10 protein-coding genes are annotated in these 12,953 nt (G+C 69.3%); 8 read left to right on the top strand and 2 right to left on the bottom strand.

Annotated features, from left to right (window positions below):
- The first annotated feature begins 102 nt into the window (after positions 1 to 102).
- The gene (locus FQ377_RS03560; RefSeq protein ID WP_148599826.1) at positions 103 to 1,548 is read left to right on the top strand and encodes a CCA tRNA nucleotidyltransferase; all 1,446 of its coding nucleotides are present in this window, start codon (positions 103 to 105) and stop codon (positions 1,546 to 1,548) included.
- Entirely contained in the window at positions 1,545 to 2,195 is a 651-nt protein-coding gene (locus FQ377_RS03555; protein ID WP_262364246.1) for a histidine phosphatase family protein, read from the top strand. The genes FQ377_RS03560 and FQ377_RS03555 overlap by 4 nt, the downstream gene beginning before the upstream one ends.
- Here FQ377_RS03555 and FQ377_RS03550 read toward each other — a convergent pair.
- The gene (locus tag FQ377_RS03550; protein ID WP_148599825.1) at positions 2,192 to 3,349 is read right to left on the bottom strand and encodes a DUF418 domain-containing protein; all 1,158 of its coding nucleotides are present in this window, start codon (positions 3,347 to 3,349) and stop codon (positions 2,192 to 2,194) included. The genes FQ377_RS03555 and FQ377_RS03550 overlap by 4 nt on opposite strands.
- Before the next feature lie 232 nt (positions 3,350 to 3,581).
- Between FQ377_RS03550 and mshA the strand changes: the two genes are divergently transcribed.
- Genes mshA through FQ377_RS03535 form a run of 3 tightly spaced genes read left to right on the top strand, consistent with a single transcriptional unit; the run spans position 3,582 to position 7,315 of the window.
- The gene (gene mshA, locus FQ377_RS03545; protein WP_148599824.1) at positions 3,582 to 4,841 is read left to right on the top strand and encodes a D-inositol-3-phosphate glycosyltransferase; all 1,260 of its coding nucleotides are present in this window, start codon (positions 3,582 to 3,584) and stop codon (positions 4,839 to 4,841) included.
- A gap of 9 nt (positions 4,842 to 4,850) precedes the next feature.
- On the top strand, positions 4,851 to 5,621 hold the full coding sequence (locus tag FQ377_RS03540) for a phosphatase (RefSeq protein ID WP_148599823.1): 771 nt from the start codon (positions 4,851 to 4,853) through the stop codon (positions 5,619 to 5,621).
- A 26-nt stretch (positions 5,622 to 5,647) separates the two neighbouring features.
- Entirely contained in the window at positions 5,648 to 7,315 is a 1,668-nt protein-coding gene (locus tag FQ377_RS03535; RefSeq protein ID WP_148599822.1) for a formate--tetrahydrofolate ligase, read from the top strand.
- Between the two features lie 78 nt (positions 7,316 to 7,393).
- Here the strand turns inward: FQ377_RS03535 and FQ377_RS03530 are convergent, their stop codons facing one another.
- The gene (locus FQ377_RS03530; protein WP_148599821.1) at positions 7,394 to 8,479 is read right to left on the bottom strand and encodes an inositol-3-phosphate synthase; all 1,086 of its coding nucleotides are present in this window, start codon (positions 8,477 to 8,479) and stop codon (positions 7,394 to 7,396) included.
- A gap of 192 nt (positions 8,480 to 8,671) precedes the next feature.
- On the opposite strand from FQ377_RS03530, the gene FQ377_RS03525 reads away from it, so the two are divergent.
- From FQ377_RS03525 to FQ377_RS03515, 3 genes are all read left to right on the top strand, one after another.
- Positions 8,672 to 10,243 (top strand): glycosyltransferase family 87 protein, encoded by a 1,572-nt coding sequence (locus FQ377_RS03525; RefSeq protein ID WP_262364245.1) that lies wholly within the window; start codon positions 8,672 to 8,674, stop codon positions 10,241 to 10,243.
- Positions 10,244 to 10,365: 122 nt separating this feature from the next.
- On the top strand, positions 10,366 to 11,463 hold the full coding sequence (locus FQ377_RS03520; RefSeq protein ID WP_148599820.1) for a lipid II:glycine glycyltransferase FemX: 1,098 nt from the start codon (positions 10,366 to 10,368) through the stop codon (positions 11,461 to 11,463).
- On the top strand, positions 11,460 to 12,899 hold the full coding sequence (locus tag FQ377_RS03515) for a phytoene desaturase family protein (protein WP_148599819.1): 1,440 nt from the start codon (positions 11,460 to 11,462) through the stop codon (positions 12,897 to 12,899). The genes FQ377_RS03520 and FQ377_RS03515 overlap by 4 nt, the downstream gene beginning before the upstream one ends.
- Positions 12,900 to 12,953: the final 54 nt, after the last annotated feature.

Raw genomic sequence — 12,953 nt, 5'->3', positions numbered from 1 at the left:
CGGCGCAGCCCCGTCCGCGGGGTCCGGCCGGTGGGATGCCACCGGCAGCGGAACGGCGTCCGCTGTGGGAAACAGTGGCGGGTCTGGCACCCTTGAAGGACTATGTCGCACCTGCCGGACACCTCTGCACTCACCGCTTCCCTTCCTCCCGTTGTCCTCGAGGTCGGCGAGCTCTTCGACGCCGCCGGACACGAGCTGTCGCTCGTCGGCGGACCGGTGCGGGACCTGTTCCTCGGCAGGGTGTCCGGCGATCTCGACTTCACCACGGACGCCGATCCGGACCGGATCATCGCCGTCGTCAAGCGGTGGGCGGACGCGTACTGGGAGATCGGGCGTGCTTTCGGAACGATCGGCCTCCGTAGGGGCGGCTACCAGATCGAGATCACCACCTACCGCGCCGAGGCCTACGATCCGGAGTCCAGGAAGCCGTCGGTGGCGTTCGGCACGGACCTCGAGGAGGACCTCCTGCGGCGGGACTTCACCATCAACGCCATGGCCCTGAAGCTCCCGTCCCTCGAGCTCGTGGATCTGTTCGGCGGTGTACGGGACCTCCACGCGCGGATGCTGCGGACCCCCGGGACGCCGTCGTCGTCGTTCTCCGACGATCCGCTGCGCATGATGCGTGCCGCGCGCTTCGCCGCCCAGCTGGGCATGACGGTGGCCCCCGAGGTGGCACAGGCCATGACCGAGATGGCCGGTCGCATCTCCATCATCTCCGCCGAGCGCGTGCGCGACGAGCTGGTGAAGCTCATCAGCGGGACGTCGCCCGACGCCGGGATGGACCTCATGGTGGCGACGGGCCTCGCCGACCACGTGCTGCCGGAGGTCGCAGCCCTCCGTCTCGAGACGGACGAGCACCACCGCCACAAGGACGTCTACCAGCATTCGCTGACCGTGCTGCGCCAAGCCTGCGAGCTCGAGACGGACGACCAGGGCGCCGTGCCGGGGCCCGACGTCGTCCTGCGCCTCGCAGCGCTGCTCCACGACATCGGGAAGCCGGCAACCCGGAGATTCGAGCCCGGGGGCGCGGTCACCTTCCGCCACCACGACGCCGTCGGAGCCAAGCTGGCAACGAAGCGGCTGCGTGCGCTGCGGTTCGACAACGACACCGTGAAGGCGGTGGCCCGTCTGGTGGAACTGCACATGCGGTTCTACGGCTACGGCGAAGCAGGCTGGAGCGACTCGGCCGTCCGGCGGTACGTGAGCGACGCCGGCCCGCTCCTCGAGCGACTGCACCGCCTCACCCGCTCCGATGTCACCACGCGGAACCGGCGCAAGGCCGAACGGCTGGCCTTCGCCTACGATGATCTCGAGTCGCGGATCAGCGTGCTCGCCGAGCAGGAGGAACTGGCCTCGATCCGCCCGGATCTCGACGGAGAGCAGATCATGGCACTGCTCGGCGTCGCTCCGGGGCCGGTGGTGGGGCGCGCCTATCGGTTCCTCCTCGAGGAACGCATGGAACACGGTCCGCAGGAGCGGGCCGACGCCGAGACCTCGCTCCGTTCCTGGTGGTCCGAGCAGCCCGAATTCGAGGAGAGCACGCGATGACACCCATGACAGGTGCAGCAGCACCGGACCTGACGCCCGCCGGAACACCCTTGCCCCGGTTGTGGCTCCTGAGGCACGGCGAGACCGAGTGGTCGAGGGACGGCCGCTACACGGGGCTCACGGACCTCGCGCTCACGGAGAACGGGGAGCAGCAGGCCCTCGATGCGCGTCGCCATCTCGAGGGTGTCGACTTCGAGCTCGTGGTCTCCTCCCCCCTGCAGCGCGCCACGCGCACCGCAGAGCTCGCCGGCTTCCCCGACGCCGAGATCCTGCCCTTCGCACACGAATGGGACTACGGCGACAACGAGGGCCGCAACAGTGCCACCGTGCGCGAGGAGAACCCGGGGTACCTGATCTGGAACGACGGTGTGCCGAACGGTGAGACGCTGGACCAGGTCTCGGAGCGGGCGGACCGCGTGATCGCGCGCATCCAGGCCGGGTGCGGCACGCCCGCGGACCGGGATCCCGGTGCCACCCCCGTGCAGAACGCCCTGCTCGTTGCACACGGGCACTTCCTGCGGGTCGTCGCGGCCCGCTGGCTGCAGTTCGGGGGCATCGAGGGACGGCGATTCGTCCTGGGGACGGCGGCCGTCTGTGCGCTCGGGTGGGACAAGCGCACACCGGCGATCGTGCACTGGAACCTCTAGGCGCCACCGTGCCGGACTGATCGTCCGTAGGTGACGCGGCGCAGCGCCCACTCGAGCGGACCGGTGGCGAAGCGCCGGAGGAGCAGGCGGCTGGCGACCGCCTGGGCGAGATACACGGCGACGCCGACCAGCACCACGGCGACGGCGGGAAGCTGGTCCTGCAGCCCGAGCCCGTACCCGGTGAAGACGAGGCCGAGCAGGGCGGACTGCGCGATGTAGTTGCTCAGGGACAGTCGGCCCATCGGCGCGAGGACCCACGAGACGACGCGTCCCGGACGGGTCTTCAGGAGGAGCAGGAACCCTGCCGCGTAGCCGATCGTCACCAGCGGCGAGACGAGCACGGAGATCCCGGAGGCCAGCAGGGTGGAGCCGTCGTCGCCCCGGAGGGCGAGCCAGGCCTGGCCGGCGGAGAGGACCAGGCCCGCCGGCAGCGCCAGCAGGACGACGCGCCGCAGGACGGGCATAGGGGGTACCGACGGCCGGAGCACTCCCCATGCGGCGAGGGCCGAGCCGGCGTAGAACGCCGCGAGCGCGAGCGGTCCCTGGAAGACCACCACGTTGATCCCGATCAGACCGTAGGTCCCCGCGTTGGCAGCCAGTGCGCCGCCCGGTCCGTCGGCTGGGACGGCGGGGTCCCTGACGGTGTTCACCACGGCGTCGTCCGCGGTCCCGGTCAGCAGCGCGGAGGAGATGAGCAGGAGCGCCATCGCGGCCGTGATGGCGATCGCGAGGAGCAGCGCCACCCGCGGTGCGAGGGAACGCGTGGCCAGGAGCAGGGATCCGGCCAGGGCGTAGGTCAGCAGGATGTCGCCGTAGAACAGCGTTGCTCCGTGGAGGATCCCGAGGACCGCGAGGAAGCCCAGGCGCCTCGATGTCAGGTGCACCGCCTGCCCGCCGGCGCGGTCCCGGAGCACGGCGGCTCCGTAGCCGAACAGGAGCGAGAACAGCAGATGGAACTTGCCCTCGAACAGGGTGGCCACCAGGAAGCGGATGGTCAGGTCCGAGGTGGTGGCGGCCGCGGGAGCAGGCCCACCCGAGAGGGTGGTGGAATCGGCGAAGTACCAGATGTTCACCAGCAGGATACCGAGAAGTGCGAAGCCGCGCAGGGCATCCACGGCAGGAACGCGGTCCGTCGCCGGCACCGAACCAGCCATTCGTCCCGCCTTCCGGTGTCGTCGTCGCCAGGGACCGCCCGCAGCGGCCGTCCCGGCGGATGCTCCTCAGGGTAGCTTTCCCGTCTGTCGGGGATGGGGCGGCCGTCGTCCCGCCGGGCGCTCCGGCACTGCCGGAGCGCAGCCGCCGGAGCGGAATGTGAGCCGACATCGCAGCGTTGTAGTGTCAGGGGGATCGACCGGCACACCCCCGAGCCGGTCTGGGAGGAGAGGTGTGACCGGCGTCAGGCGCGTTGCCATGCTCTCCCTCCACTCCTCCCCGCTGGAGCAACCCGGCAGCGGCGACGCCGGCGGCATGAACGTGTACGTCAGGAGTACGGCCCTCGAGCTGGCGAAGGTGGGGATCGAGGTGGAGATCTTCACGCGCGAGGTCGGCGAAGGCCGTCCGCGCCGGGAGGTCCTGGGTGACGGCGTGGTGGTGCACCACCTCGACGCCGGCCCGGCGCGGCCCATACCCAAGGAGGCGCTCCCGGGCCTCACCGGGATCTTCGCCGATGCCATCACCGATGTGGCCCGGATGCTGACGGACCGCCACTTCGACGTGCTCCACTCCCACTACTGGGTCTCGGGTGCCGTGGGCCTGGAACTCAGCAGGGACCTCGAGCTGCCGCTCGTCCACTCGATGCACACCATGGCCCGCGTGAAGAACCTGCGGATGAGGAAGATCGGCTCGCCCGAACCCGCCGACAGGATCAGTGGGGAGCAGGCCATCGTGGACGGTTCCACGCGTCTCCTGGCGAACACGAGCACAGAGGCCACCGAGCTCGTCTCCCTCTACGGCGCCGAACCCGACCGCATCGACGTGGTTGCACCGGGAGTCGACCTCGCCACCTTCCACCCGGGCGACCGCGGTGCCGCCCGCGCATCCCTCGCCTTCCCGCCGGAGCAGTTCCATGTGGTCTTCGCGGGCCGGATCCAGAAACTCAAGGGCCCGCAGGTCCTCGTGGCGGCGGCCGCGGAACTGCGGGCGCGCAGGCCCGACATCCCGCTCGTGGTCAGCATCCTCGGGTCAGGCAGCGGATCCGAGGCCCTGGCGCTCCAACCCCTCATCGACGACGCCGGTCTCGGCGACAGCGTGCGCCTCTATCCACCCGTCGTGGCGGTCAATCTGGCCCAGTGGTTCCGGGCCGCGGACGCCGTCGTCATGCCGTCCTTCAGCGAGTCCTTCGGACTCGTGGCGCTGGAGGCGCAGGCGTGCGGCACGCCGGTCATCGCGGCCAACGTGGGCGGACTGCCGCAGGCCATCAGCGACGGGCGCAGCGGCATCCTCGTCGACGGGCACTCCGCCGGAGAGTGGGCGGGCGCCCTCGAGCGACTCCACGACGACACGGCGCTGCGCGTGAGGCTCGGGCGGGGTGCGGCCACGCACGCCCTGGCGTTCGGGTGGCAGCGCACCGCCCTGCTCACAGCACAGAGCTACCGCACCGCCGTCGAGCACTTCCCCGTCGGCGCCCCGCGCATCCCGGCGTCCTAGGATGGACGGGTGAATCCCACCGAGCTCGCCGAGTACTTCGATTCCGCCCGCATCACCGGCCTGGTCGCCACGCCGCGGCAGGACAATCTCCGGCACATACGGCTCTTCCTCGAGGGCGACGAGAACCTCGAGTTCGGTGTCACCCGTACACGCGAGTGGAGCTTCGACGACGTGTTCCAGCTCATGCACGAACGCGTGGGTATCAGCGGCGATCCCGCATACGTCCGGGGTCAGGACACCATCGACGCCGGTTCATGCGTCGCGGCCCTCGACCGGTTCGCCGACGTCCTCGGGGCCTCCGTGGGCAGGGGGGAGAGGATCCTCTTCGCGACGGGGCACCCCGCCGGGCTCCTTCCCGTCCATGCCGCCTTCGCCCGCTCTGCGGCTGCCGCAGGTGCCACCGTGGTGGCCGTGCCCGAGGGGCGTGCCTTCGGGGGCGGGGACATCCGCCGGCTGTTCGGGGTCCTCGCCTGGCACCAGCACGGGGGTCTCATGCACACGCACTCCCCGGAACCCATGCGGATCAGCCTCGATACGCTCGCGGAGGAGGGAGCCTCGCCCCCCGACCTCGTGGTGGCCGACCACGGGTGGGCCGGGTACGCCGCTAGCTCCGGTCTGCCCACCATCGGTTTCGCCGACTGCAACGACCCGGGCCTGTTCGTCTCCGAGGCCCAGGGACAGCTCGACGTCGCTGTGCCGCTCGATGACAACGTGTGTCCTGGACTGTACGGACCCCTGATCGACTACGTCCTCGAGCGGGCCGGGATGCCTCCGGTCTGAGCACTGCCCGCTGGTACGTTTGGCGCATGAGCGATCTTGAGATTGCCCGCAACGCTGCGGTCAGGCCCATCGAGGAGATTTCCGACGCCGCGGGCATCCCGCGCGAGGCGGTCGAGTTCCACGGACGCTTCAAGGCGAAGATCGATCCGCGCCTCCTGTCCGCGGACGGCGGGACGCCCGGCAGTGTGGTGCTCGTCAGTGCCATGAGTCCCACCCCCGCGGGCGAGGGCAAGTCGACCTGCACCGTGGGGCTCGCGGACTCCCTCGCCCGGGCCGGGCAGCGCGTGATGATCGCCCTGCGTGAGCCCTCGCTGGGGCCGGTGCTGGGAATGAAGGGCGGTGCCACGGGCGGCGGGTACTCCCAGGTGCTGCCCATGGACGAGATCAATCTGCACTTCACGGGTGACTTCCATGCCATCACGGCAGCGAACAATGCCCTGGCCGCCCTGATCGACAACCACATCCATCAGGGCAACGCCCTCGGCGTCGACCCGCGGCGCATCACGTTCAAGCGCGTGCTCGATGTCAACGACCGGGCGCTGCGCGAGGTGGTCATCGGGCTCGGCGGACCCACCGAGGGCACCCCACGGCAGGACGGCTTCGACATCACGGTGGCCTCCGAGGTCATGGCCGTCTTCTGCCTGGCCCAGGATCTCGACGATCTCCGGGAACGGCTCGGGGACATCACGTTCGGCTCCACCTACGACCGGACGCCCCTGACCGTCCGCGATCTCGGCGTCGAGGGAGCCCTGACGCTGCTGCTCCGGGACGCCATCAAACCGAACCTGGTCCAGACGATCGCGGGGACGCCCGCCCTGGTGCACGGCGGTCCGTTCGCCAACATCGCCCATGGCTGCAACTCGGTGATCGCCACGCGGACGGCCCGGCAGCTGGCGGACATCGTGGTCACCGAGGCTGGATTCGGGGCCGATCTCGGGGCGGAGAAGTTCCTGGACATCAAGGCCCGTGCTGCGGACTTCGCGCCAGGAGCCGTGGTCATCGTGGCCACGATCCGCGCGCTGAAGATGCACGGGGGAATCGCGAAGACGGAACTGGCCGCGCCGGACGTGGAGGCAGTAGCCAGGGGGACGGAGAATCTGCTGCGGCACGTCCGGAACATCGAGAAGTTCGGTCTGTCCCCGGTGGTGGCCGTCAACCAGTTCGGCACCGATGCGCAGGAGGAGCTGGACTGGGTGCTGGAGTGGTGCCGGAGCGAGGGGATCGAGGCGGCGGTCGCCGACGTGTGGGGCCAGGGCGGCGGTGGTCCCGGAGGGGACGAGCTGGCGGCGAAGGTCCTCGCGGCGCTGGACCGTCCGGTCGACTTCGCCCACCTGTACCCGCTCGAGCTCCCCGTCGAGGACAAGATCCGCACCATCGCCCGGGAGATCTACGGTGCGGACGGCGTCGAGTTCTCGGCACTCGCCCTGCGCCGGCTGGCGGAGATCCGGGCCAACGGTTGGGACAATCTACCGGTGTGCATCGCGAAGACGCAGTACTCGTTCTCGGATGATCCGACGCTGCTCGGAGCTCCGACGGGCTTCACGCTGCACGTCAGGGAGCTCATCCCGAAGACCGGGGCGGGTTTCATCGTCGTGAAGACGGGAGCCGTGATGACCATGCCGGGGCTGCCGAAGGAACCCGCCGCGCTGCAGATGGACGTCGACGCCGACGGGAACGCCGTCGGGCTGTTCTAGGGCCTTCCAGGGGACAACGCTGGAGCGACGCCGACACGGAGCGACGACTCCGTGTCGGCTGGGGTGCATCCGCCGGTGCTAGCGGTCCGCGTCGCCGCGGATGAAGGCCTCGACCTTCTCGTGGGCGATGTCGTCCGCGTACTGCTCCGGCGGGGACTTCATGAAATAGCTGGAGGCGGAGAGGATCGGTCCTCCGATACCCCGGTCGAGGGCGATCTTCGCGGCGCGGATCGCGTCGATGATGACACCTGCGGAGTTCGGTGAGTCCCATACCTCGAGCTTGTACTCCAGCGAGACCGGAGCGTCGCCGAAGTTGCGGCCCTCGAGGCGGACGAACGCCCACTTGCGGTCATCGAGCCAGGCGACGTAGTCCGAGGGGCCGATGTGGACATCGTCGGCGTGGAGCTGCGCCTTCACGTTGGAGGTCACGGCCTGGGTCTTGGAGACCTTCTTGGATTCGAGGCGATCGCGCTCGAGCATGTTCTTGAAGTCCATGTTGCCGCCGACGTTGAGCTGGTACGTGCGGTCCAGGGTCACCCCGCGGTCCTCGAACAGCTTCGCCATGACACGGTGGGTGATCGTCGCGCCGATCTGGCTCTTGATGTCGTCGCCGACGATCGGCACGCCGGCCTCGGTGAACTTGTCCGCCCACTCCTTCGTACCGGCGATGAAGACGGGAAGGGCGTTGACGAAGGCGACGCCGGCGTCGATGGCGCACTGCGCGTAGTACTTCGCCGCGTGCTCCGAACCGACCGGCAGGTAGCAGACCAGGACATCGGCGCGGGAGTCCTTGAGCTGGGCGACGATGTCCACGGGCTCCTCGTCGGACTCGACGATGGTCTCGCGGTAGTACTTGCCGAGGCCGTCGAGTGTATGGCCGCGCTGGACGATCACGCCGGTGGGCGGGACGTCCGCGATCTTGATGGTGTTGTTCTCGCTGGCTCCGATGGCTTCCGCCAGATCGTGGCCCACCTTCTTGCCGTCGACGTCGAACGCCGCGACGAACTGCACGTCATTCACGTGATACTTGCCGAACTCCACATGCATCAGTCCGGGGATGGCGCCGGACGGGTCCGCGTCACGATAGTAGTGCACGCCCTGCACCAGTGACGCGGCGCAATTGCCGACTCCAATGATTGCCACGCGAATGGGGTTCTGTCCCACAGTTCTCCTCGAAAGCCAGTTGAATATGCCCCCGCCGGCATCGTCCGGAAAGGGGGCCAGCATGAAGTGCCAGTCTACGTTCAGTTCGCAACGTGGATCGCAGCGTGCTCATTCCCGTGCACGCGTCGAACCCCTCTTCCTGAAGTCCCTCGCGGGCCGATCGTCCACGGCGCAGCGGGTTAGGCTCGATCCATGGTCATTGGTCCAGGCTCACGCTGGCCTCACCGTATCGATGTGCCGAGCCGTTCCGACCCCGTCCTCCGGCACCTCGTCGAAGGAGTCGGTGGTCCGCTGGGTCACCACAGCGCCCCCGGATCGACCCCCCCGGACTGGTTCACGGTGGAGCGCGTGCTCATCGTCGTGACGGTCTGCGCAGCCGTCCTCGCCGTCGTGGTGAAGAACCCGTGCCGAGTGGCGGGCTGGTCCTCGCCCGATTACTTCTACCGCGCGTGCTACTCCGACTGGACCGAGTTGTTCCGGAGCCGTGGACTGGGCGAGGGCACGCTTCCCTTCATCACCGAGGGGGCCCTGTTCGAATACCCGGTGCTGCTGGGTCTGCTCGCCTCCGCGACGGCTGTCCTCGTGGACGTCATGGCAGGGGGAGCGCCGCTGGAGGAGAAGACGCTCCTCTACTTCGACGTCAACGCCGTCCTGCTGACGGCGGTCTGGATCCTGACGGTGCTGGCAACCCTCAGGCTGTCCGGGCGGAGGCCATGGGACGCGATGATCGTGGCGAGCGCGCCTGTCATCATCGTCTCGGGCACCATCAACTGGGATCTGTGGGCCGTCCTGCTGGCGACGTCCGGGATGCTCGCCTTCGCGCGCAGGCACCCTGTGCTGGCCGGGGTGCTGTGGGGGCTCGGTGCGGCCGTCAAGCTCTATCCCGTCCTGCTGCTCGGCGCGGTCCTCGTGCTGGCGGTCCGGAGCGGCCGGTACCGTCCGTTCCTCGGTGCGCTCGCCGGTACGACGGCGGCCTGGCTCGCGGTGAACGTGCCGTTCCTGCTGCGTGATCCCGAGGCGTGGACGTACTTCCTGACCTTCTCCGAGACGCGCGACGCCGGGTTCTCCTCGGGCTGGTACGTCTACAACGCGCTGGCGCGGCAGGCGGGCGCGCCCATACTGTCGTCGGGCACCGTCAATGTGGCGGCGGCGGTGCTCTTCGCCCTGTCGTGCGCCGGGATCGCGGTCCTCGCGTTGAGGTCGCACCGGCGTCCCCGCCTCGCGCAGCTCGCCCTGCTGATCGTGGGTGCCTTCATCCTGTGCAACAAGGTCTACTCCCCCCAGTACGCGCTCTGGCTGATCCCCCTGATCGCCCTCGCCGTTCCGCGCTGGCGCGTGGTCCTCGGGTGGCAGCTGGTCGAGCTGCTGCACTGGGGTGCCGTCTGGCTGTATCTGGGCGGGCAGGTGAGTGGCGGGCCCCCCGAGCACAACCTCGGCCTTGGAACGTATTCGTGGGCCGTGCTCGCGCACATCCTGGCCACGGCGTGGGTCATGCTCCTGGTGGTCCGGGACATCCTCGAGCCCGGGCAGGATCCCGTACGGCAGGACAGCCTCGACGACCCGCAGGGTGGCCCGTTCGACCGCAGTCCTGATCGGCGGGTCGGCCGGACCCTCCTGCGGGCCCGTTCCCGGCGACGTCGAGGTGCGGTGTCGGCGGAGCCGGCTGCAGCCGAATTAGACGTCTCCGGTGTCTCCGGTGTCTCCGGTGTCTCCGGCGGATCAGGCGGGGGCCGGAGGGCAGGGCCGCCCGATCGTAAAGGCTAGGCTGGACGGACCGCGTGGGAGGCGCGCCGTCGGACCTTCCACGGCGTCCCGCGACCGCACCGGTCAGCGTCCCGGAGTGGGCAGCGCGGCGACCAGTGTCTACGACCAGTGGAAGAGGATCAGTGAGTGCAGCGCACCTGACCCACAGCGTGCTCGACAGGGCCGGTTTCGAGGCCATCGCCGCCGCCCACCCCGAGGTGGTGATCCCCATCGAGCAGACCCCCGATTGGGTGGAGTTCGAGCAGGCACTCGGACGCACTGCGCTCGGGATCTGGGCCTACGCGGACACGGGCGGCTCCGTGGTCGCGACCGCGAGCTTCATCCAAGTGACGCGGCGGCTCCGTGACTCCGTGGTGGTGGTCAACGGGCCGGTCTGGTTCGGCGACCGGACCCCTGCGGCGGAACGCGCGCTCATGGAGACGGTCCGCCGGCAGTTCCGCGAGGATCCCTCCGTCGACCCCCTCTATGTGCGCATGCAGGTCGCCACGCCCCAACCTCCCGCAACGGGGCCCATCGAGCACGGCTGGTACGAACGGGAGATCGTGGTCGATCTCACGATGTCCGAGGCGGCGCTCCTGAAGAGCTTCCGCCCCAATGCGCGCAACAGCATCCGCCGGGCGCAGCGTGACGGAGTCGAGGTGCGGCATATACCGCGGGAGGAATGGATCTCGGTATTCACCTCGGAACTCTTCCCGATCATGCGGGAGACCGCTGAACGCGACGGCTTCCAGTCCTTCGACTCCTCCTACTACGAGACACTCCTGACAGTCCTCGGCGATCGGCTGCGGATGCTCGTCGCCTACCGGGACGGACAGCCGCTCAGCTGGCTCATCACCACCGAGTACCGCGGGTACTCCGTGTACTACTTCGCCGGCAGCACCCAGGAGGCGCGGCGTGTCTTCGCCCCGTACCTGCTGCTCTGGGAAACGTTCCGGGTGCTCCGGTCCGCAGGCAACACGGCGTGCGGGCTGACGGGTATCGTCAGCGAGAACTACCCGGGACTGGCCAATGTGACCACGTTCAAGCGGAACTTCTCCCGGAACGTGGTGGTGGTCCCCACCACCTACGACATCCCGCTGGACGGTGCACGCTACACGGCCGTGGCATCGCTCCTGCAGGCCCGCCGCGCGGGCACGGTACTGACGACATCGGCACGACGGCGTGCATCCTCCGTGGTGGATAGGCTCCGGCGCGGACGCGGCTCGAAGGGCGGGGCGTGATGGATGTCGAGGTGGTCGGTGCGGGCCCGAACGGACTCGCGGCGGCCGTGGTCATGGCCCGCGCAGGGCTGAGCGTGCGGGTCCACGAGGCCGCTCCGACGATCGGTGGCGGGTCGCGGTCGGTCGAGCTGATGGAGCAGGGCCATCTGCACGATGTCTGTTCCGCGGTCCACCCCATGGCGTTGGCGTCGCCCTTCTTCCAGGACTTCGAGATCTCGCGTCGCATCGGATTCGCCATCCCGGAGGTGTCCTTCGCACATCCGCTCGACGGCGGGCGGGCCGGCGTCGCCTATCGCAGCATGGAGCGCACTGTGGCAGGCCTCGGTGTGGACGGCGACGCCTATCGCCGACTCCTGGAGCCCCTGAGCCACCGGGCCGAGGAGATTCTCGGCTTCACCCTGAACCACGTGGTGCGCATTCCGCGCCACCCCGCGGCGGTAGTGCGGTTCGGGCTGGCCGTGCTCGATCAGGGTCTGCCCTGGTGGAACAGGCGGTTCACCACCGAGGAGGCCGCGGCGCTCGTCACCGGTGTCATGGCCCATCCCGTGGGAACTCTTCCCTCGCCGGCCGGAGCGGGCGCCGGGCTGGTCCTGAATCTCCTCGCGCACACCACGGGCTGGCCGATCCCGGTGGGAGGCTCGCAGTCCATCGCGGATGCCCTGGCGCTCGACCTCCGGCAGCACGGTGGGCAGATCGTCACCGACAGTCGCATCGATACCCTCGCCGAGGTCTCGGACGCCCGCGCGGTCCTCCTCGACGTCGCACCCAGGACCTTCAGTGCCATGTCCCGGGGACGACTGCCCGCGACCTACGAGAAGGCACTCTCGACTTTCACGTACGGTAATGCCGCGTGCAAGGTGGACTTCATCCTCTCCGGCCCCGTGCCGTGGACACACCCCGAGATGCTCCGGGCCGGAACAGCGCATCTGGGCGGCACGCGCGAGGAGATCGCCGCCGGCGAGCAGCAGGTGAACCGGGGTGAGCACCCGGAGAGCCCCTACGTGCTGCTCTCCCAACCCTCCATCTTCGACCCGACCCGCGCGCCCGAGGGACGGCACATCCTGTGGACCTACTGCCATGTGCCGCGCGGCTCCACCCGGGACATGGCGGAGGCCGTGACCGCACAGATCGAACGCTTCGCTCCCGGCTTCCGCGACGTCGTCGTACGCACCCGGACGACGACGGCGACCGAGCTGGAGGCGTACAACGCCAACTACGTGGGCGGCGACTTCAGCAGCGGAGCGGTCAATCTGCGGCAGATCATCGCCAGGCCGGTGCCGTCGCTGCAGCCCTGGGCCACTCCGCTCAAGGGTGTGTACCTCTGCTCACAGTCCACGCCTCCCGGCCCGGGTGTGCACGGCATGGCGGGGTTCAACGCCGCACGCCTTGCGCTGAGGCGTGAGTTCGGACTGCCGGTGCCCACGCTGGGTCTCTAGCTCGCGCGTCACCACCTGCCGCCGTCGGGCCCGGGTTCAGGAAGTTCCGGGAAC

The sequence above is a fragment of the Arthrobacter echini genome, assembly GCF_008107445.1.
Taxonomy (GTDB): Bacteria; Actinomycetota; Actinomycetes; order Actinomycetales; family Micrococcaceae; genus Arthrobacter_D; species Arthrobacter_D echini_A.
This window is presented reverse-complemented; position numbering and strand designations above follow the sequence as displayed.

Coding starts and splice junctions, on each gene's coding strand:
- FQ377_RS03560 (WP_148599826.1), top strand. CDS start 103: ATGTCGCACCTGCCGGACACCTCTGCACTCACCGCTTCCCTTCCTCCC.
- FQ377_RS03555 (WP_262364246.1), top strand. CDS start 1,545: ATGACACCCATGACAGGTGCAGCAGCACCGGACCTGACGCCCGCCGGA.
- FQ377_RS03550 (WP_148599825.1), bottom strand. CDS start 3,349: ATGGCTGGTTCGGTGCCGGCGACGGACCGCGTTCCTGCCGTGGATGCC.
- FQ377_RS03535 (WP_148599822.1), top strand. CDS start 5,648: ATGAGCGATCTTGAGATTGCCCGCAACGCTGCGGTCAGGCCCATCGAG.
- FQ377_RS03525 (WP_262364245.1), top strand. CDS start 8,672: ATGGTCATTGGTCCAGGCTCACGCTGGCCTCACCGTATCGATGTGCCG.